This is a genomic window from Flexivirga sp. (assembly GCF_035551235.1).
In the GTDB taxonomy this organism is placed as follows: domain Bacteria; phylum Actinomycetota; class Actinomycetes; order Actinomycetales; family Dermatophilaceae; genus Flexivirga.
Genome location: NZ_DASZNO010000047.1, coordinates 278426 through 298844, shown reverse-complemented (window position 1 = coordinate 298844; position 20419 = coordinate 278426). Strand labels below are relative to the sequence as shown.

The 20419-nt window shown below is 68.5% G+C and carries 15 protein-coding genes; 10 read left to right on the top strand and 5 right to left on the bottom strand.

The window, feature by feature from the left end:
• Positions 1 to 80: 80 nt before the first annotated feature.
• The 3 genes from VG502_RS18010 to VG502_RS18000 all read right to left on the bottom strand — a co-directional run bounded on the left by VG502_RS18010 (position 81) and on the right by VG502_RS18000 (position 4798).
• Positions 81 to 3752 carry a discoidin domain-containing protein gene (locus tag VG502_RS18010; protein WP_325551459.1) on the bottom strand — a complete coding sequence of 1224 codons (3672 nt, stop codon included), beginning with the start codon at positions 3750 to 3752 and terminating at the stop codon, positions 81 to 83.
• A gap of 142 nt (positions 3753 to 3894) precedes the next feature.
• A complete protein-coding gene (locus tag VG502_RS18005; RefSeq protein ID WP_414655756.1) occupies positions 3895 to 4185 on the bottom strand; it encodes a DUF1905 domain-containing protein in 291 nt (96 codons plus the stop codon).
• Between the two features lie 4 nt (positions 4186 to 4189).
• Positions 4190 to 4798: a TetR/AcrR family transcriptional regulator gene (locus VG502_RS18000; protein WP_325551457.1), complete on the bottom strand. Its 609-nt coding sequence runs from the start codon at positions 4796 to 4798 to the stop codon at positions 4190 to 4192.
• An 84-nt stretch (positions 4799 to 4882) separates the two neighbouring features.
• Between VG502_RS18000 and VG502_RS17995 the strand changes: the two genes are divergently transcribed.
• Entirely contained in the window at positions 4883 to 6406 is a 1524-nt protein-coding gene (locus VG502_RS17995) for an MFS transporter (RefSeq protein WP_325551456.1), read from the top strand.
• A gap of 295 nt (positions 6407 to 6701) precedes the next feature.
• Here VG502_RS17995 and VG502_RS17990 read toward each other — a convergent pair whose 3' ends face one another.
• Positions 6702 to 7826: a glycosyltransferase family 39 protein gene (locus tag VG502_RS17990; protein ID WP_325551455.1), complete on the bottom strand. Its 1125-nt coding sequence runs from the start codon at positions 7824 to 7826 to the stop codon at positions 6702 to 6704.
• Between the two features lie 92 nt (positions 7827 to 7918).
• Between VG502_RS17990 and VG502_RS17985 the strand changes: the two genes are divergently transcribed.
• The 3 genes from VG502_RS17985 (at position 7919) to VG502_RS17975 (ending at position 13852) form a co-directional block, all read left to right on the top strand.
• Positions 7919 to 8581: a TIGR03936 family radical SAM-associated protein gene (locus VG502_RS17985; protein WP_325551454.1), complete on the top strand. Its 663-nt coding sequence runs from the start codon at positions 7919 to 7921 to the stop codon at positions 8579 to 8581.
• A 149-nt stretch (positions 8582 to 8730) separates the two neighbouring features.
• Complete coding sequence (locus tag VG502_RS17980) at positions 8731 to 10494, top strand: protein kinase domain-containing protein (protein WP_325551453.1); 1764 nt, start codon at positions 8731 to 8733, stop codon at positions 10492 to 10494.
• Positions 10495 to 11131: 637 nt separating this feature from the next.
• The gene (locus VG502_RS17975) at positions 11132 to 13852 is read left to right on the top strand and encodes an Rne/Rng family ribonuclease (protein WP_414655758.1); all 2721 of its coding nucleotides are present in this window, start codon (positions 11132 to 11134) and stop codon (positions 13850 to 13852) included.
• A 76-nt stretch (positions 13853 to 13928) separates the two neighbouring features.
• On the opposite strand, the gene VG502_RS17970 is transcribed toward VG502_RS17975, so the two are convergent.
• Positions 13929 to 14699 carry a DeoR/GlpR family DNA-binding transcription regulator gene (locus VG502_RS17970; RefSeq protein ID WP_325551451.1) on the bottom strand — a complete coding sequence of 257 codons (771 nt, stop codon included), beginning with the start codon at positions 14697 to 14699 and terminating at the stop codon, positions 13929 to 13931.
• Between the two features lie 256 nt (positions 14700 to 14955).
• Here VG502_RS17970 and VG502_RS17965 point away from each other — a divergent pair, with 256 nt between their 5' ends.
• The 6 genes from VG502_RS17965 to rpmA all read left to right on the top strand — a co-directional run bounded on the left by VG502_RS17965 (position 14956) and on the right by rpmA (position 20368).
• A complete protein-coding gene (locus tag VG502_RS17965; protein WP_325551450.1) occupies positions 14956 to 16062 on the top strand; it encodes an ABC transporter substrate-binding protein in 1107 nt (368 codons plus the stop codon).
• A gap of 38 nt (positions 16063 to 16100) precedes the next feature.
• On the top strand, positions 16101 to 17633 hold the full coding sequence (locus tag VG502_RS17960) for a sugar ABC transporter ATP-binding protein (RefSeq protein ID WP_325551449.1): 1533 nt from the start codon (positions 16101 to 16103) through the stop codon (positions 17631 to 17633).
• Entirely contained in the window at positions 17626 to 18594 is a 969-nt protein-coding gene (locus tag VG502_RS17955; RefSeq protein WP_325551448.1) for an ABC transporter permease, read from the top strand. Before VG502_RS17960 ends, VG502_RS17955 begins: the two co-directional genes overlap by 8 nt.
• Entirely contained in the window at positions 18591 to 19586 is a 996-nt protein-coding gene (locus VG502_RS17950) for an ABC transporter permease (RefSeq protein ID WP_325551447.1), read from the top strand. Before VG502_RS17955 ends, VG502_RS17950 begins: the two co-directional genes overlap by 4 nt.
• Positions 19587 to 19750: 164 nt before the next feature.
• On the top strand, positions 19751 to 20059 hold the full coding sequence (rplU, locus tag VG502_RS17945) for a 50S ribosomal protein L21 (RefSeq protein WP_325551446.1): 309 nt from the start codon (positions 19751 to 19753) through the stop codon (positions 20057 to 20059).
• A 42-nt stretch (positions 20060 to 20101) separates the two neighbouring features.
• Positions 20102 to 20368 carry a 50S ribosomal protein L27 gene (gene rpmA, locus VG502_RS17940; protein ID WP_325551445.1) on the top strand — a complete coding sequence of 89 codons (267 nt, stop codon included), beginning with the start codon at positions 20102 to 20104 and terminating at the stop codon, positions 20366 to 20368.
• Positions 20369 to 20419 lie beyond the last annotated feature (51 nt).

The window sequence follows — 20419 nt, the reverse complement described above, 5'->3', positions numbered from 1 at the left end:
CGCGTGCGCCGCTTCAGTTGTCGAGCTCTGTCGTGTCGATCGTCAACTGCACGTGTATGACGTCACCGCGGCCGACGCCCTCAGAGTGCTGGGCGGGCCGTGAAGGTCTTGACGTTGTACCCCTCGACGACCACGTCGACGGACGGCTCGTTCCGGGTCCAGCCGGCGCTCTCGAGCGCCAGGGTGCGCGATTCGCCCGGCAGCAGCCACACGTAGTTGTCGCTCGCGAGAACCGGCAGCACACGCTCGCCCGAGACCCGGTCGCGCAGCGACACACGGACCATCGCCGCGACCGTCGACCCGACGTTCCGGACGGTCACCTGACCCGTGCCCGACGACCGCCGCCACGACGCTCGCGCCGTGAGCCTCGCCCGCCCGATCGAACCGAGCGCGCGTAGGTCCTCGTCCTTGCGGTAGCGCCAGTAGACGTTCTCGGAGACGAGCGCGCCGTGGGCGTCGGTCAGCCGGAGCCGCAGCAGGTGCGCGGCGGGCAGATCGGAATCGAACGGCACCTTCGACAGCGCCTTCGTCGCCGACGGGCCGACCGTCACGTCCTCTGTGACCGGATCCGAGAGCGCCCGACCGTCCAGCCCGAGGACCTCGGCGCGCACGCGCGCGCCGCGCAGCGCCGTCGTCGTGTGGTTGGTGACACGGAGCGTCCAGTCGGTGGCGTCGGCCTGGACGTGGAGCGGCTCGCAGCCCTTCCGCGCGCCGTAGTAGCTGCCGTTGACGTCGAGGTCGTAGTCGTAGGTCTGCCAGACGGTGGAGTGCCAGGCGGGGTTGCTCATCCACAAGAGGAGACCGGAGGCCGGCTCGAAGAGCTTGGAGTTCCATGCCTCGAACATGGCCCGCATGCCCTCGTAGTTGACGAGCTGCGCCTTGGTGCAGAAGTCGTCGAGGTCGGTCGCGTCGCCGAACTGCTTCTCGATGACGTCGCGATAAGCGGACACGCCGGCCGCGCCCTTGGTCGCCCAGTCGTGGAGGAACCAAGCGTCGCCGGGCGGCCACTCCTGCCCCGCGCCGACGAGATTGCGCATGCTCGCGGCCACGGAAACGGTCGGGATCCCGACCTCCGTGTGGAACCCGAAGCTGTTCCACGTCCCGCCGCCCGTGTAGTACTGGTCGGGGGAGACGTGCCAGTACGCACCGCCGCCCGAGACGATTCCCTCGCGTGAGTTGCTCTGGTACAGCAGCGGTGTGAGTTCCCGGACCGCGGCCCGCAGCCCGTTGTCGACCTCGGCAGGCGGCGTCCCCTCGTTGGCCCCGCACCAGACCGCGAGGCACGGGTGGGTCCGGTAGCGCAGGACCGTGTCGCGGCACTGGGCGAGGAACAGCGCGTGGTCGGGCGGGTCGAGGAGCCAGGCGAGCGGGAAGTCGTTCCAGACGAGGATGCCGTTCTCGTCGCAGAGCCGGTACAGCTCCTCGCGGTTGCTCGTGCCGAGCCACACCCGGATCATCGTGAAGTTCATGTGCCGGTGCATGCGGACCATCGCCTCGAGCCGGCCGTCAAGCCCTCGGCGTAGGAGCTCGTCCCAGCCCCAGTTCCCGCCTCGGCACAGCACCTTGGTGCCATTGACACTGAGTTGCAGTGGTGTGGCGCCGTTGTCGACGGACTTCACGTCGGTCCAGGAGTCGCCGTCGGGCGAGGTCTGGACGCGGAACTTCGCGGCGAGTCCCGTCTCCCACTCGATCGTGACCCGCTCGAATGTCGTCGCACTCCCGAGGTCTACGCGGATCCACTGGCCGTCGGTGTAGTTGGACGACCACCGCGTCGACGGGTTGCCGTCGACCGCGTTCGGCGCCTCGTGGCCCGGTTGGTCGACGGAGGATGCCTCCACCGGCTTGCCCCGGGCGAGGTCGGTGCCGCCGGCGTCCAGGACGGACAGTGTCCACATGGACACGCCCCACATGCTGGCGCGCGAATCGGCGTAGATGCGCACGTACCGGGCGGTCGTGCTCCCGAGGTCGACGGTCTGGGCGACGCGGTCCGAGCCGGCGGGCGGCGCGAGCGGCGCGCCGAAGGCGTAGCCGAACTGGCGGATCCCGTAGCGGATCGTCCGGGTGTCGCTGATCTTGTTTCGGTCCGTGACCGTGACGACGAGGTCGTGCAGCGCCGGGTCGCCGTAGCCGTTGGGCCACCACAGCTCGGGGTTGCGGACACGGAGCGCTGGATCGTCGTCGGGCGTGAACTTGACGTCGACGCTCCCACCCGCGGGGACGGTCACCGTCCGGGTTGCGCTGACGCCCGGCAGGGGCGCGATTCGAACCCGGGCGGTGCGGGCGACGTCGTCCGCATTGGTCACCGGCACCGTGACGGCCAGCTCGGCGACGGAGAGGTCGGGCAGGTCCGGGAGCGTCGTGTCGATCCGCAGGTCGCCGACGACGAGGGCACCCGTCGACCGCAGCCGCACATGGTTCCAGATACCGGTGGCGCGGTCACGAACGGCGGGCATCCAGTCCCATCCGGTCACGGACAGCCAGGTCGGCGATGCCTGGTTCACCAGGTCGGAGCCTGCGTCGGTGTATGCCGAGCCGTCGGGCCCCTTGTCGCCGGGGCTGCCGGGCTTCGGCATCGGGCTCAGCCGGGCGATGAGCACCTGGCTCCCGTGTGCCTCGAGCGCGTCGGTGACGTCGTACGACGCGCGCGCGAACGGGTGGCTCAACGTGCCCAGCCGCGTGCCGTTGAGCCACAGCTCGGCCTCGTGGTTGACGCCGTCGAGCTCGAGCCAGACGTGCCGCCCGCGGCCGGTGTCCAGCCCGTGCGGCAGGGTCAGCTCGCGTCGGTACCACCACGCGTGCCGAGACAGCGCCTCGGGCACGTGCAGATTGTCGAGACCGAAGACCGGTTCGGGCAGCAGCCCTCGCTCGACGAGCGTGGCGAGCACCGTCCCCGGCACCGTGGCGGGGAGCCAGCCGCTCGTGTCGACGCCGCGCGACGACAACGCTGCACCGTCCGCGTCGCCCACGCGCTCGTCGAGGGTCAGGCGCCAGCCCGACTCGACCGGAACGGTGCCGTCGTCGGCGACGCGAAGCGCCGGTGCGGGACGGTGGTCGGTCGGCCAGTCGGTCCATCCGGTCGCCCGGGGACGGTGGCCGCGGGCCGTCCCGTGGACGGCGAAACCATTCACGCCGAGCGGGTTCGTGGTCGAGAGGGTGTTCGAGCGCAACCGGACCCAGCGGGCCGTCACGGGAGTGTCGAGCACGACATCGACGACGCCGCCCGACGAGTCGGTGACGCTGCGGGCCGTGGACCAGGACTTCCCGTCGCGCGACGTCTGGATCACGAACGCGCTCGCGTAGCTCGAGAGGATCTCCCAGCCCGTCGTGCCGCTGCGTGGGTTGTCGCCGGGAGTCGGCTCGAACGCCGGGTCGCCCTCCTTCGCCTCGAACGTCACGCGAACGCCGGTGACCGAGCAGAGCCCCTGCAGGTCGACGGCGATCCATTGCCCCGCGCCGTCCCCGGCGCGCCAGCCCGTGCCCTTCACCCCGACCTCGCTCAGCCCGTCGACGGCGAACTCGGGCGCAGCAGGTGCGAGGGCCGTGGACGAGACCGAGACGGGTCGGTACGCCGCGAGGTCGGCGCCCGCAAGCGCCGGGTTGCCGCGCCCCGCCGCGCGAGCCGCCGACGCCGCTGCTGCGGCGAGCGCGACCGTCGCCAGCACGGTGGCATTGGCCCCGAGGAAGCGGCGGCGGCTGAGGCCTGCGCCTCCCGGGTGGGCGGTGGGTGCGTCCGTCGTGCTGTGGTCCGACATCGTCGTGAGGCCTTCCTGGTGCACTGACGGTCCACGGCGGCCGTCGGGTCGCTGGCAGTCTCCGGCAGGGTGACAACGTTGTCAACGACGGACACGCCGCGCCGGTGAATGGAACGGGCCGCTTGTGTTCGTTGGGTGGGGGCTAACCCACCGTCAGCTCCAGATGTATGACGTCACCGAGGCCGACGCCCTCCGCGCGCTGGACGGCGACCTTCACCGGGACCAGGTAGCCACCGTTGCGAGGGAAGAGCGAGGTCGTGAACTCGGTGCCCCCGATCCGCCCAGTCGCCGGGATGCAGCCCCAGCCGTAGGTCACGTCGCGCGAGATCTGCGCGAGGTCGTCGGCCTGCTCGGGCGGCAGCGCCGCGAAAAGGTATGGCGCAGGGCCCCGCCATTCGATGATCTCCGCGTCGAATTCCAGCTCCACGCGCATCAGCCTAGGTGCCGGACGGTTCGCGCAACCGCGCCCCGCGCAGGTGTATGGCGATACCCGGCGTGGCGATCCGCACGATCTCCTCGGGCGACGCGTTGGCCATCGTCGGGACCTTGAGCACGTAGCGGGTCATCAGCAGGCCGGCGATCGTCATCAGCACCCCGGTCGCACGGGCGTCGGCGTCGCGACCGGCGAGGCGACCACGCAGCCGGCCGAGCAACTCGGTCTCCAGAAATTCAACAAAGCCACTCGTACCGCTCTCGCGCGCAACCGTCGCCATGACGGTCTGCACGAGCACGGGACCCATGTCGGGGTCGTCCCAGACCCGCAGCACGGTCCGCAGGATCCGTCCCGGCCACTGCTCGAGGGGCGCGTCCAACGCGTGCTCGATGAGCTCACCCGGGCGCACCGGCAACTCCATCGCCGCCGCGAAAAGGCCCTGTTTGGAGGAGAAGTGGTAGCTCAGCAGCGCGACATCGACACCCGCGGCGGCCGCGATCGAACGCATCGACGTGGCGGCATACCCGCCGTTCAGGAACGCCTCGCGCGCTGCATCGAGGATCTGCGCGCGCGTGTCCGGCTTACCGGCTCGGCGACCCCGCGAATTATTCATCACCGTTGAAGCTATCGCGTTCGGAGCCGCAGCGTTGGAGGCAGCGCGATCAACGCGGACCGCGCGACAACGAAGGGTTTGGTCATGGATAGCACCGTCATGGATCGCACCGTCACGGATCGCACCAAGGGCGCACTGGTCGCCGTGTGTGTCGGGCTCGCCACGGTGGTGTCCGCCGTGTCGTCGTTGATGGTGGCGCTGCCGGACGTCGCCCGCCATACAGGGGCGTCGCAGACGCAATTGTCCTGGATCGTCGACGGTTACGCCCTGACCTTCGCCGCGCTGCTGCTGCCCGGCGGCTACCTCGGCGACCGCCTCGGGCGCCGTCGGGTCCTGCTCGGTGGTCTCGGTCTGATCGTCGCTGCGGCAGCCGCGGGCGCGCTCGTCACCAGCCCGGGCGCGCTCATCGGTATTCGTGTCGTGATGGGCGTCGCCGCCGCCATGATCATGCCGGCCACACTGTCGACGATCACCGCGACGTTCCCACCGGCGGAGCGCGTGCGCGGCGTCGCGATCTGGGCCGGATTGGCAGGTGGTAGTGCGGTTCTCGGCCTCTTCGCCTCCGGGTTGTTGCTGCACTGGTTCGCCTGGCAGTCGATCTTCTGGTTCACCGTCGTGGTCGCCGCAGTGGCGACAGCGCTGACCGTGCGCCTCGTGCCGGAGTCCCGAGCGCCCGAGCTCGGCAGCTTCGACCTCGGCGGCGCCGTCCTCTCCGTCGCCGGACTCGGACTGTTGGTCTACTCGATCATCGAGGCGCCGATCGAGGGCTGGGGGAGTGGGCGCACGGTCGGCGGCCTGGCGGCCGGTGTCGTGGTTCTCGTCGCCTTTGCTGCCTGGGAGCTACGAAACAGTGCGCCGTTGCTGGATGTTCGGCTCTTCGGACGCCGCGGGTTCGCGGCCGGGATGCTCACCGTGTCGTCGTTGTTCTTCGTCTTCTTCGGCTTCATCTTCGTCTTCATGCAGTACCTGCAGTTCGTCCGCGGCTGGTCACCGCTGGTCGCCGCCTGCGCCGCAGCGCCGGTCGCCCTCGGGCTGCTGCCCGGCGCGCGGGTGGCGCCATACCTGGTGGGGCGGGTGGGTGTCCGCATCCTCTGTGGCGCCGGTATGACGCTCGTGGCCATTGCGATGGCCGGCCTGTCCACCGCAGGGACCGACACCCACTACTGGGTGATCGCGGTGCTGCTGTGGGTCGGCGGCACCGGCATGGGCTGGGGTATGACGCCCGCCACCGCGAGCATCACCGACTCGCTGCCCGAGGCGGAGCAGGGAGTGGCCTCCGCCATGAACGACGTGGCCCGTGAGGTCGGCGGTGCGCTCGGCATCGCGGTGCTCGGAAGCGTCCTCAGTGGCGGCTACCGGTCCGCACTCGATCTGCCGCCAGGGTCCGAGCGGATCGCCGGCGCCGCGCGTGAATCCGTCGGTGCGGCAACGCAATTCGGCGGGCCGGTTCGCGACGCCGCCCGCGACGCCTTCGTCTCCGGTCTCGGGCACACGTTCGTGACCGCCGCGGTCATCATGGCGCTCTGCATGGTCGCCGTCGTCACGGTGATCGGCGCCCGCCGGAAGGCTGTTGCGTCACGCCGTATGTCGCTCGCCGGCCGGCGCTGACCCGCACCGGTGGCCGAGGAGCGAGGAACGAGCGTCTCGAGGTCCCGCGCTGTCTGTGGTCGCCTTGGTGGGTGCCGAGGCGGCCATCCGCCCGAACGCCCTCCACTGCACTCCGCTGGCGCTCCGTTCCGTTCCACAGGTTCGGTCGGACGACCACCTCGCCACCCGCGGACCTGGCGGACAGTGCGATCTCGGGCGCATAGCGGCGGAATCGGTCGGCCGAGGCGCCGCCGAATTCCTCCTGGCCGATTCGCTGGACCAGCCGCCGGGTCTCCTCGCGCACGCGCAACACGCGTCAGGGCGCGCCGGTGGTGAGCGCGTAGCCGCCGAGGACCGCCATACCAACGGCGAGCAGCACGGCGATCGGGATGCGCAGCGACGGCCGGAAGCGTGCCAGCCAGGCCGAGAACGGGATGAGCATGGTGAAGGCGGGCAACAGGTAACGCGGCCGGGAGCCGAAGTATCCGGATGTGCCGATCGTCATCAGCAACAGCACGAGGCTGAACACCGTGTAGGCGAGCGGCAGTCCGTCGCGGGCGCCCTTCCAGATCAGCCACACCATGCCGAGCAGGAGCACGACAAGGCCGACGCCCTTGACGCTCTCGAGCCCACCTGAGCGCACCAATCCCGACACCCAGTCCGCGAAATAACGTCCGCTGTCCCAGCTGCGGGCCCAGCCCTCGGTGGCGTGGAAATAGCCCATCAGCTCGTGCCGGCGCACGGCGACATACGCCAGATAGCCCGCCAGTCCCAGCGGTGCCACGACGACTGTCAGCACCACTCGCCGCCACGGCGCCCGACCCCGTATGCCGGCAACGAGCGCCGCCACACACACTGCCGCGACGACGGCCGCACCGGTCGGCCGGGTCAGCCCCGCGAACGCCGCCAGCACTCCGGCAAGCAGCCACCGCCGGTCCGCGACCGCCCAGAGCGCCCAGGCCGCGAGCGCACACAACAGGCCCTCCGTGTAGGACATCGACAGCACGATCGCGTAGGGATAGATCGCCCACAGCACCGTCGCGATGGTCGCCGTCCGGCGATCGGTGCCGCGCTGGGTGGCGGCATACACACCTGCTGCGGCGATCAGCGATGCAACCCAGTTGATCGCCATCCCCAGATCGGCGAACGGCAGCTGAACCACCGCGTGCACCGCGCGCTCCAGCAACGGCAACAGCGGGAAGAACGCATAATCGGAATGCAACCCGTCATGCGCCGAAATCGTTGTGCCATAACCATTTTCGGCGATCCCGGCATACCACTGCCCGTCATACCGGGTCAGCATGTGGTGCAAGGATCCCGCGTCACGCACCCGCAGCACGACCTCCAAAATGGCGACCCCGAGCAGCCGGATCGCCACGAACAGAGCCATCGCGTATGCCGCCGCGCGCCACAACCCAGCACGCTCCGCCCGACCCGTCATCCGGCCAGCGTAGAGAACACCGGACGCCGGACCATTACCTTGTCCCGGTGGCCAAACAACGTGTTCCTGAAGGACCCGCTCCGGATCCCGCAGTGCAACGGCTCCGCGTGCGCTACGCCAAGCGCGGCCGGTTGCGATTCTCCTCCACACGCGACTTCCAGCGGGCGCTGGAGCGTGCGGTGCGCCGCGCGCAGGTCCCGGTGGCGTTCTCGGCCGGCTTCCATCCGCACCCGCGGATCAGCTACGCCAACGCCGCACCGACCGGCACGGCGAGCGAGGCCGAGTACTTCGAGATCCAGCTGACCACGGCGTGCGAGCCGGAGCAGCTGCGCACCGATCTCGACAGTGCGTTGCCGGCCGACCTGGTGATCCTGGACGTGGCCGAGTCGTTGCCGGGAGCACTCGCGGACCGGCTGGAGGCCAGCTGCTGGCAACTGGACTTCGATACCGCGGAGGCGGGTGCCGTGGCGACGGCCACGCAGGCCCTGCTTGCCAGGGACGACGCGACGGTCTCGCGGATGACCAAGCGCGGCGAGCGGGAGTTCGACGTCCGGTCGGCGATCGCCGCACTCACCGTCGACGGCCCGCGGATCACCTTGGTGCTGCGGCACCTGACCCCACTGGTACGTCCCGACGACGTGCTCACCGCTCTCACGACGTATGGCGCACTCCGCCCGGCACGCCCGCCGCAGGTCATCCGACTGAGCCAGGGCCCCTTGCAGGAGGACGGCGCGATCGGCGACCCGCTGCGCTGAGATGCGTGGCCGCGGATCGCTCTCGCTGCACACCGGAGTCGGTATCGTGCGACTGCAGGGGAGCGAGAGGTTCCTCTCTGCGTGAGGTCATGTTCGGTCACCACCCGTCACAGTCGGTGCCGGACACCAACGGGAGGATGACCAGAGGGATGAGCAACCAACCACCAGCGCCCGGGAAGTTCGGGCCGTACGAGATCCTCGGCCTGATCGGTCGGGGCGGGATGGGCGAGGTCTACCGGGCGCGTGACAGCCGCAAGGGACGGATCATCGCGCTGAAGCTGCTGCCGAAGTCGCTGTCGAGTGACCCGCGTTTCCGGGCCCGTTTCGGCCGGGAGGCGCACATCGCGGCCAATCTGAATGACCCGCACGTCGTGCCGATCCACGACTACGGCGAGATCGACGGTGTGCTCTACATCGAGATGGCGCTGGTCGAGGGCAGCGACCTGCGGGCACGGCTGAAGGCCGGAGCGATGCCCCCGCACGAGACGGCTGACCTGGTCGGCGCGATCGGCTCGGCACTCGACACCGCGCACGCGCAGGGCCTGCTGCACCGTGACGTGAAACCGGAGAACATCCTGGTCACCGAGAGGGGCTTTCCCTATCTCACCGACTTCGGGATCGCCGCGCAGCAGGACGAGACCAGGCTGACCAGCACCGGCACCGCTGTCGGCTCGATGAGCTACATGGCGCCGGAGCGCTTCGACGACGGCGAGCTGACGCCTGCCGTGGACGAATACGCGATGGCATGCGTCATGTACGAGTGCCTGACCGGCCGCCGCCCCTTCGACATGACCACGACGAGTGCGATGATCCGCGCCCACCTGATGAGCCAGCCGGCGTCGCTGCAGCACACCGGGCTGCCGCCGGCGGTCGATGCAGTCGTACGACGGGGACTGGCGAAGGATCCCGGCCTGCGGTTCGGTTCCTGTGCGGAGCTCGGCCACGCACTGCGCGAGGCTCTGGCGGGGCGGGTCGACCAGGCCACCACGCACGTCGCGAATCTTATGCAGCACCAAGGTGATCCGACCCGAGCCGCGTCGACCGCGCCCACCTCCGGCGTCGACACTCGCTCGGATACCCACTCCCGCGAGACGCAGCTCGCCCATCCGGCAGCCGCGGCCGGCGCGGGCGGCTGGGGCGGTCCGGCGAACGCTCACCAGAGTCCACCGTCCGGGTCCAGCGGCACCGGTAAGAGCAAGCTACCGGCGATCCTCGGAGCGGTCGCGGGCGTCCTGGTCATCGCGCTGGTCGCGGGGTACTTCCTCTTCAGCCGGGACGACTCGAAGAAGGACGCGGCCGGACCCTCGGCCGGTGCCGGGCAGTCGACGGCCGCGGGCAAGGCGACGCCGACGCAGGAGACGACACCTGCCGAGGCGCAGTCGTCCACTCCCGAGGCGGCGACCTCGACCGCGGGCGGGACCACGCCGGGTGGTGCCGAGACGGACGACTCCGCGCCCGGCAAGGTGACGCAGAGCCTCGCCGACCTGGAGGCGAGCAGTAGCAGTGCCCCGAAGGTCGACGACATCACGATCGGCGGCAAGCCGTATGCCGGCGCCCTCGTCGCCGATTCCTGCGGTTACGACACGGGCAGCACGAAGAGCCAGACCTTCTCCTGGTCGCTCGACGGCAAGTGGGAGACACTGAGTGGCTTCGCGGGCATTCCCGACGACGGTGAGGAGGGCTCGGCCGGCTCGGTCCAGATCTATGGCGACCAGACGCTGCTCTGGCCGTCGGGCGACATGAAGCTGCGCGACGCGCCGACGAAGATCCCGAACATCTCGGTCAAGGGCCGCAGCAGCCTGATCATCAAGTTCACGACCAAGGAGGTCGACATCTGCGGATCGGCCATAGCCCTCGGGGACGCCAAGCTGACCGGCAAGAACGGGGTCGCGCCGGCGCCGACCGCCAGCTGACCCGATGACACTCGGCACAACTGGATGGCCGGCCGCAACACTCCCGGCGAGGCAAGCGGTTTTTCGCGAGGCGAACGCCATGCACCCGAAACTCGGCTGCCGGGTGATGCCGATGGCCGAGGCTGCGCGGCTGCCCTGAACCCGGCGTCAACCCGGCGTCGTCGTGGGTCCCGCGCAGAGGCCGCGCAGCACCGGGTTCGGGCGGCCTCTGCGCACGCCCGAGCGGTCCGAGTCGTCGGCCGACCGGCGATTGTGTGCGACAATGAGATCGGTCGTCGGCAGTGCCACAACCTGCCCGACGCCCCGTTGGCAGTTACTCGAGCCCGCGAGATTTCGCGACCAGCCGAGTGCAGGACCGACGGCGTCTGACTGATCAGGTGCCCGCGATACGACGCGAACCTGACGGCATGACGTAACAGACGACTTTCGCGTCGCCACGGCGAACGTTCGACCGTGAGCGGCGGCCAACCGCAACATGCGGGTGTGCAGGCACTGCCTCGTTGTGGGTCACCCGCATGCTGAGGAAGAAACGAGGGCCATGGCCCCGCAAGACACCAATCCGTTCCTGGCACCCGCAGCGGAATCAACCGCAGAAGGCGGCAACACCGCCTCGGCACCGATCGAGACCTCCTCCGCGATGAACTTCGGCCTGCTCTTCCAGGCGCCCGACCTGCAGGCTCGCGCACCGCGCCGTGAGCCCGAGCGCGAGCAGCAGGCACAGCAGGACGACGACGCACAGCGTGGTTCCGGCTCGGACGCTGACAACGACCGGGGCAATGACCGAGGCAATGACCGGGGCAACGACAGGGACAACGACCGCGACGACGATGCCGACGCCCAGGGTGCCGGCCGCTCGCGCCGCCGCGGCGGACGTGGTCGCCGCAACCAGGGCGACAATCAGGGCGACACCGACAACAACTCGGACAACGCCGACAAGGGCGGCTCCGACAAGGGCTCCGACAAGGGCTCCGACAAGGGCTCTGACAAGAACACGAACGACAAGAACGCCGGCGACAAGGGTGGTTCGGACAAGCGCTCCGACAACTCGAGGAGCAAGAACGCCGATGCCGCCGCCGGCTCCGGCCCGGACAACTCGGACGACGGCGACGACTCCGACTCCCAGTCCGAGGGCAACGGTCGCCGCCGGACCCGCCGTCGCCGCCGCAGTGGTGCGGCGACCGAGGGCGACGACCCGCCCGGCACCGTGACCAAGGTGCGCGAGCCGCGCAAGGAGCGCGACGAGGTCACCGCGATCAAGGGCTCCACCCGGTTGGAGGCCAAGAAGCAGCGCCGTCGCGAGGGCCGCGAGGCCGGCCGGCGCCGCACCGTCATCACCGAGGCCGAGTTCCTCGCCCGTCGCGAGAGCGTCGACCGCCAGATGGTCGTCCGCGAGAAGGCCGGCCGCACCCAGATCGGCGTGCTGGAGGACGGCGTGCTGGTCGAGCACTACGTCTCGCGCGAGGTCCAGCAGGCCTCGATGGCCGGCAACGTCTACCTCGGCAAGGTCCAGAACGTCCTGCCCAGCATGGAAGCCGCGTTCGTCGACATCGGCCGCGGCCGCAACGCCGTCCTGTATGCCGGTGAGGTCAACTGGGACGCCGCAGGCCTCGAGAACGGCCAGGCCAAGCGCATCGAGAACGCCCTGAAGGGCGGCGACACGGTGCTCGTGCAGGTGACCAAGGACCCGATCGGTCACAAGGGCGCCCGGCTGACCAGCCAGGTCTCGTTGCCCGGACGCTTCCTGGTCTACGTGCCCGGCAACTCGATGACCGGGATCTCCCGCAAGCTGCCCGACACCGAGCGTTCGCGACTGAAGAAGATCCTCAAGGAGGTCGTGCCGAGCGACGCCGGTGTCATCGTGCGCACCGCCGCCGAGGGCGCCAGCGAGGCCGACCTGCGCGCCGATGTCGAACGCCTGCAGAAGCAGTGGGAGAAGATCCAGTCCGACGCCAAGTCCGCCAACGCACCGAGCCTGTTGCACGGTGAGCCGGACCTCACCGTCCGTGTCATCCGCGACGTGTTCAACGAGGACTTCAGCAAGCTCGTCGTCGCCGGTGACAAGGCCTGGTCCCAGGTCCACGACTACGTCGGCTCGGTCGCTCCCGATCTCGCGGAGCGGCTCGAGAAGTGGACGGGCGAGAACGACGCCTTCGCCGTCCACCGCATCGACGAGCAACTCGCCAAGGCCATGGACCGCAAGGTCTGGCTGCCCAGCGGCGGTTCGCTGGTCATCGACCGCACCGAGGCGATGACGGTGATCGACGTCAACACCGGCAAGTTCGTCGGCTCCGGCGGCAACCTCGAGGAGACCGTCACCAAGAACAACCTCGAAGCGGCCGAGGAGATCGTGCGGCAGCTGCGACTGCGCGACATCGGCGGCATCATCGTCGTCGACTTCATCGACATGGTGCTGGAGTCCAACCGCGATCTGGTGGTCCGTCGGCTGCTCGAATGCCTCGGACGCGACCGCACCAAGCACCAGGTCGCCGAGGTCACCTCGCTCGGCTTGGTGCAGATGACCCGTAAGCGGGTCGGCTCCGGTCTGATCGAGGTCTTTTCCGAGCCGTGCGAGCACTGTGGTGGCCGCGGAATCATCGTGCATTCCGACCCGGTCGACAAGCCCTCCGGCAACACCGGCAGCGGCGGCAACAACGGCAGCAAGTCGCGTAAGGGCAAGGCCAAGAAGCAGACCGAGGAGCCGGCGAAGCCGTCCGGCCCGACCGCGGCCCAGATCGCCGCGGCCGCACATGCTGCGGCTCAGTCCGGCGGGAAGGCCGGCGACGATGGCGCACTCGTCGAGGACCCCACTTCCACCGAGGGCACTGACGCCGAGATCGTCGATACCGCACCGGTCGGCGAGACGTCGACGGACGCTTCGACCGACACGACGACCGACGAATCGGCTGCGGCGGACAGCACCGCCGGGACCGGCAAGAAGGCTCGTGGCGGCAAGAAGCGCGCCGGGAAGCAGGCTGACGGCCCGGTCGTGACCGGTCGCGCCGGCATGCAGCGTTCGGCTGCGGCCACCGATGAGGCGACGGACGAGCCCACGACTCCCACGGCACCCGAAGTCTCCGCCGCTCCGGCCCGCAAGATGACCGGGCGCGCCCGGCGCCGGGCGACGTCGGCCGCGGGTGCCGCGCAGCACGTGGCGACACCGGAGCCGACGACTGCCGTGACGGTGTCCGCCGCCGAGGCGGCAGCGGCAGCGGACGAGCCCGCCGCACCTCCGGTGGCAGTTCCCGAGCCGGCCACGCCGAAGCGCAAGAAGCGTGCGCGGGTGGTGGCTCCGGCCGGTCCGCCAGTCGCGGAACCTGAATCGGAATCGGATTCGGGCTCCGAGTCCGACTCGGAATGACCTGATGCGAGAGGGGCGCACGCTGAGCGTGCGCCCCTCTCGTCGTCCCGCCGCTGTGGGGGATCAGCTCGGGGGATCAGTCGGTCGGCTCGGCGATGTCCACCTGGACCCCGGCGGCCCGTAGCTCGCGCACTACCGCACCATCGGCGTGAGCGTCCGTGATCAGTCGACAGATGGAATCCGGTGGAACGGTCTGGTACATCGTGTCGATGCCGACCTTGGTGTGATCCGCGAGGACGACGACGTCGCCCGCTGTGGCGACCAGTGCGCGATCGATCGAGGCGACCAGCATGTTGGGTGTCGACAGCCCCCGCGTGGCGGTCAGCCCGTTGCCGGAGATGAACGCCGTGCGCACCCGAATGCCCACGAGGCTCCTCTCGGCTCCCTCACCCACGAGGGAGAACGTCGAGCCACGGAGCGTGCCACCGGTCATGACGACCTCGGCGTCGGTGTTTGCCAGCGCCTGCGCGACGAGGAGTGAGTTGGTCAGCACCGTGAGGTCGTGGCGTCCCCGCAGGCGCCGCGCGAGCTCGTGCGTCGTGCTGCCCGCGCCGAGCAGGATCGCGTCTCCGTCATCGATGAATTCCAGTGCGGCAGCAGCGATTGCGTGCTTTTCGTCCGTCGCGATCTTGGTCTTCTGCCGGTAGGACTGCTCGGCGTCGAGCGCGCCCGGGAGCACTGCGCCGCCGTGGCGGCGGTCGAGCAGGCCGCTCTCCTCGAGTGCGTGCAGATCGCGCCGCACCGTTGCTGCGGACGTTCCGGTGGCGGACACCAGTTCCTGCAAGGAGACGACGTGCTGGGCACGAATCAGCTCAAGAATGGTCGCTCTTCGCTCAGCAGCGATCATGGACGTTTCGCCGTCCGCGGCGACGTGGGTGGTCTGGTCACGCGCTGAGCATGACACAGACCGAGCCGTCTTCCAATGGATCCTGCTCTCCTGCACGGAGGTTCGCTCCGGAGCCTTCGCGCCTCGGAGGTCGGCCAATTGTCCGGAATCCATTGACGGCATCAGTGTGATGCGCTTCACTTCGATGTACGAAGTAGATCGATTTTGATCTGTAGTGATCGATTATGTCGCATTTGCGCTCAGCAAGGAGTCAACGATGGTCCAGAAGCTCTCAGGTCGACGCGCGATGTCGGCCGCAGTGTGCTCGGTTGCCGCTCTGGGCATCGCGGGCTGCACGAGTAGTGCGTCGTCAGGCGGCGGAGCCGCCAGTGCGGCCGGCAGCAGCGGCGGGAACGACACCGCCGCGGCGCAGCAGGTCGCGTCGTCCGGGACAAGTGGCCCACTGTGCACGGTCCAGAAGTATGGCGCTGCGAAGGTGGACCTGAAGAAGGTCACGGTCGGCTTCTCGCAGTCGGAGGCGACCAGCAACCCGTTCCGTGCGACTGAGACCGCCTCGATCACGAAACAAGCGAAAAAGCTTGGCATCAAACTGATTCAGCGCAACGCCAACGCGAACGTCGCGAAGCAGAACACCGACATACAGGACATGATCGCCCAGGGTGCGAAGGTGCTGATCGTGGCGCCGGAGAACTCCAGCGGCCTGGCGCCGGCCTTCAAGGCAGCGAAGGCCAAGCACATCCCGATCCTGACGATCGACCGCACGGTGACCGGCAAGGCGTGCACCGACTTCATCGGCTTCATCGGCTCGGACTTCGCCGGGCAGGCGAAGATCGCCGCGGACGACCTGGGCACCGCGATGGGCGGGAAGGGCAAGGTCGCCGTTCTGCAGGGCACGCCCGGCAACAACGTCGCCACCGACCGGACGAAGGGATTCGACGCGCAGATCAAGGCGAAGTACCCCGGCATCAAGGTCGTTGCGAGCCAGACCGCCAACTTCGATCAGGCGACCGGCCAGAAGGTGATGGCGCAGATCCTGCAGAGCAAGCCGGGCATCACCGGCGTGTATGCCGAGAACGACACCATGGCGCTCGGTGCCATTCAGGCGATCCGGCAGGCGGGCAAGGTCCCGGGCAAGGACATCAAGGTGGTGGCGATCGACGGCACCAAGGACTGTGTGAACCTGGTCGCGAACGGTCAGATGGTCGCCGATGTGGAGACCAATCCGCGCTTCGGGCCGTTGGCCTTCACCGCGTTGGACAACTTCTACAACGGCAAGGGCGTTGCCAACCCGACGATCATCAAGGACCACCACTTCACCCAGGCCAACGCGAAACAGGCGATCGCCAACGGCGACGTCTACTGATTGATGAGGCATCGCGACGCAGTGCGCAGGATGACGACGTGACATCCGCGAGCAACGTCCTCGAGGTCGAGCGGGTATCCAAGTCATGGCCGGGTGTCCGGGCACTCAAGAACGTGGATTTCGCGGTGGCTCCGGGCGAGGTGCATGCGCTCATCGGTGAGAACGGTGCCGGCAAGTCGACCCTGATCAAGGTCATGACGGGCGTCTACAGCGCGGACAGCGGTGAGGTCCGGTATGACGGCCGGCGGGTCGATTTCGCCAGTCCCTTGGAGGCGCAGCAGGCCGGGATCTCGACGATCTATCAGGAGATCAACCTCATTCCGTTGATGAGCGTGGCTCGCAACCTCTTCCTCGGACGGGAGCCGCGCAAGTGGGGAGTGATCGACTCGCGGCGGATGAACTCCGAGACCCGTCAGGTGCTCAAGGAGTTCGGCGTCGACGTCAACCCCACCCGGCCGTTGCACACGCTCGGCCTCGGTGCGCAGCAGATGGTGGCGATCGCGCGGGCGGTCCAGATCGACGCCAAGGTCGTCATCATGGACGAGCCGACGTCGTCGCTGGAGCGCCGAGAGGTCGAGACGCTCTTCTCGGTCATCGAACGACTGAAGAGCTCCGGCATCGCCATCGTCTACGTCAGCCATCGCCTGGATGAGCTGTACCAAGTGGCGCAGAACGTCACCGTGATGCGCGACGGCGCCGTCGTTCACGTCGGACCGATCGCGAAACTGCCGCGTCTCGAGTTGGTGTCACTCATGCTCGGACGCGACGCTTCCGACCTGCAGATTTCCGCATCGGCCGCGAAACCCGAGACGCGAGAAGGCGAATCGGCTTTGCACGCACAGCATCTGACCGCTCGGCACCGGCTGGACGACGTGTCGGTGGAGGTATGGCCGGGGGAGGTCCTGGGCCTCGGCGGTCTCCTCGGGGCCGGGCGCAGCGAAACCGCGAAGGCGATCACCGGTGCGCTGCACACGGAGGCCGGATCGGTGCGGGTGCACGGAAAACCCATCCGCCGCAACTCCATCCGCGCGTCGATCGACGCCGGGGTCGTGATGCTGCCGGAGGACCGGAAGGCCGAGGGCATCATCCCCGGCCTCTCGGTCCGCGAGAACATCACGCTGGCCGGGCTGCGGGCGGTGTCGAGCGGTGGCGTGATCCGCGGCTCCCGTGAGCACGACATCGTCTCCTATTACATGGACCGATTGAAGATCAAGGCCTCCAGCCCCGAGCAGCGCGTCGGTGAGTTGTCCGGTGGCAACCAGCAGAAGGTGATGCTCGCCCGCTGGCTCTGCCTGCATCCGCAGGTGCTGTTGCTCGACGAACCGACACGTGGGATAGACGTCGGCGCAAAGGCCGAGGTCACCGGTGTGATCGAGGAACTCGCGAAGGACGGCCTCAGCGTCATCCTCATCTCCTCCGACGTCGATGAACTCGTGGGTGGGGTCGGACGACTGGTCGTCCTGAAGGACGGTCGAGTGGTCGACGAATTGCATGGCGACCAGATCAGCCCCGACGGCTTGATGCAAGCGCTCGCGCAGGCGCCCTCAACAGAAGGACTCGTCGATGACTGAGATCTCCGTGGAACGGCAGCCTCGGCTCGACGGTGCGATCACCCTGGCGTGGCTGCAGAAATACGGCGTGTATGCCGCGATCGCGGCGCTGCTGGTCTTCAACGCCGTCGCGACACCGAATTTCATCACCACGTCGAACCTGAAGGTGCAGCTGTTCCAGGCGACGCCGATCCTGCTGACCGCGCTGGGCATGGCACTGGTGATCGGTACCGAGGGTGTCGACCTGTCCGTCGGTGCGGTGATCGCGCTGACGTCGGCCCTGCTGCCGCTCTATCTCGGTTACGGCGTGTGGATGGCGATCCTGATCGCGCTACTGGGTGGTGCGGTGTCGGGCGCGATCGGCGGCACCATGGTGGGCTTCGCGCGGGTCCAACCGATCGTCGCGACGCTCGCGCTGATGATCGGGTTACGAGGACTGGCGGTGATGATGAATGGTGCGACCGCGAAGTCACTCACTGATCCGACGGTCCTCGACCTCGGCACCAAGACGGTGCTCACGCTGCCGCTGATGACCTGGATCGCGCTCGCGGTCGTGCTGGTGGTCGCCTTCCTGATGCGCCGGACCACCTTCGGGCGTCAGCTGTCGGCGATCGGCGACAACCCGGCGGCCAGCACGCTCGCCGGGCTGCCGGTGCGCCGTGTGCTGGTCACCGTCTACGTCCTGTCGGGCGTCTTCGCCGCTCTCGCCGGTCTGTTCATCGCCGGCAACGGTGCGTATGCCGACCCGGCCAACTACGGCCTGCAGTACGAGCTCTACGCGATCACGGCGGTGGTGGTCGGCGGCACCCCGTTGTCCGGTGGACGGGTCGCGGTGCTCGGCACCGTCGCAGGCACGATCTTCATGCAACTGGTGCAGGCGACCCTGATCCAGCACAACATCCAGACCTCGTGGGAGCAGATGGTGCAGGCAGTGATCATCGTGTTGGCGGTCTTCGCGGCGCGCGGACGGAGCGGGCGATGAGCACCGCGGACGGATCGGCGCAGGCACCCTCCCTGGAGTCGAGAACCGGGCGCGATCGGGCGCTGGACCGGTTCCGCGAGCAGGCGGGCCCGGTCGCGCTGGTGCTCGTCTTCGCCGGCGCATGCATCTTCTCCGGCGGCTTCGCCACGACCGGCAACTTCGAGAGTGTCCTGGTCGGCAATGCCTACGTCTCACTGCTCGCGCTCGGAATGACGTTCGTGATCATCTCCGGCGGGATCGACCTCTCGGTGGGTTCGGTGTTCGCACTGGGCGGTGTGATCGCCGCATGGGGTGCCGGTCACGGGGGAGTGCTGGTCGCGGTCCTGCTACCCCTGCTCGTGTGCGGACTCATCGGGCTGGCGCACGGCCTGTTGATCGCCCAGGGAAGGCTGGCGCCGTTCATCGTCACGCTCGCGGGCATGTTGTTCGCACGCGGGCTGCTGCAAGGGATCTCGGATCAGGGCACCAAGACCTACACGGTGAAGTCGGGCAGCGTGTTCGCGGCGCTCGGCAACGGCACCTGGGTTCCGGTGCTGACCGCCGTCGCCTTCTTCGCCGTCGGCGGAGTGGTCCTGGTTCGCAGCAGGTTCGGTCAGACGGTGTTCGCGATCGGCGGCAGTGAGAACGCCGCGACGCTGATGGGGCTGCCCGTGAAGCGCACCAAGGTGCTGCTCTACGTGTTGTCGGGCGCGCTCGCCGGCGCCGCCGGAATGCTGAACGCCTCGCGCCTCGAGTCTGGCGTGACGAACATCGGGGTGGGCTATGAGCTCACGGCGATCGCGGCCGTGATCATCGGAGGGACCCTGCTGACCGGCGGCGCCGGTTCGGTGATCGGCACGGTCTGTGGTGTGCTGCTGCTGGCGATCATCCAGAACCTCATCGGTGTGCACCTGTCGTCATACGGATCCGCCGCCTCCGACTTCGCCAACGGCGCCTTCCTGCTTGTCGTCGTACTGGTCCAGACCCTGGTCGGACGAGCCCGGCATACCTGATCGGTCGTGGCCGGTCATGAGCTGACACCGATTTGGAGCATCACCGGCCCGGCCCGTAAACTCGTGCCTCGGTGTGCCCACCGCGCGGGCGTCCCGGTCCATCCGGGGTAGCTGCCTGCCGGTTCCCTGACAAGTGCGCATCCATGACGAAAGAGAGTTCCGACGTGTACGCGATTGTTCGCGCAGGCGGTCGCCAGGAGAAGGTCTCCGTGGGCGACGTCCTGACCATTGACAAGGTGGCCGTTGCCGCCGGCGAGAGCATCGAGCTCAAGCCGCTGCTGCTGGTCGACGGCACCACCGTGACCACCGACGCCGCCAAGCTGGCCAAGGTCACGGTCAAGGCCGAGGTGATGAAGTCCGCCAAGGGCCCGAAGATCACCATCATCAAGTACAAGAACAAGACCGGCTACCGCAAGCGCCAGGGTCACCGTCAGCCGCTGACCCAGGTCAAGGTCACCGAGATCAACGCCTGACCAGGCACGATCCGTCCACTTCGAACACGTAAGGCTTAAGAAATGGCACACAAGAAGGGTGCATCGTCGACTCGCAACGGTCGCGATTCCAATGCACAGCGGCTCGGCGTGAAGCGCTTCGGCGGCGAGGTCGTCAACGCGGGCGAGATCATCGTTCGCCAGCGCGGCACGCACTTCCACCCGGGTGAGGGTGTCGGTCGCGGCAAGGACGACACGCTGTTCGCGCTGCGCGCGGGCGCGGTCGAGTTCGGCGCCAAGCGCGGCCGCAAGACCGTCAACATCGTGCTGACCGAGAAGGCCGAGGCCTGAGCCAGGCTTCAGCCAGCAATACCTCCGTCGAAAGGGGTGGGTCCGAGTTGA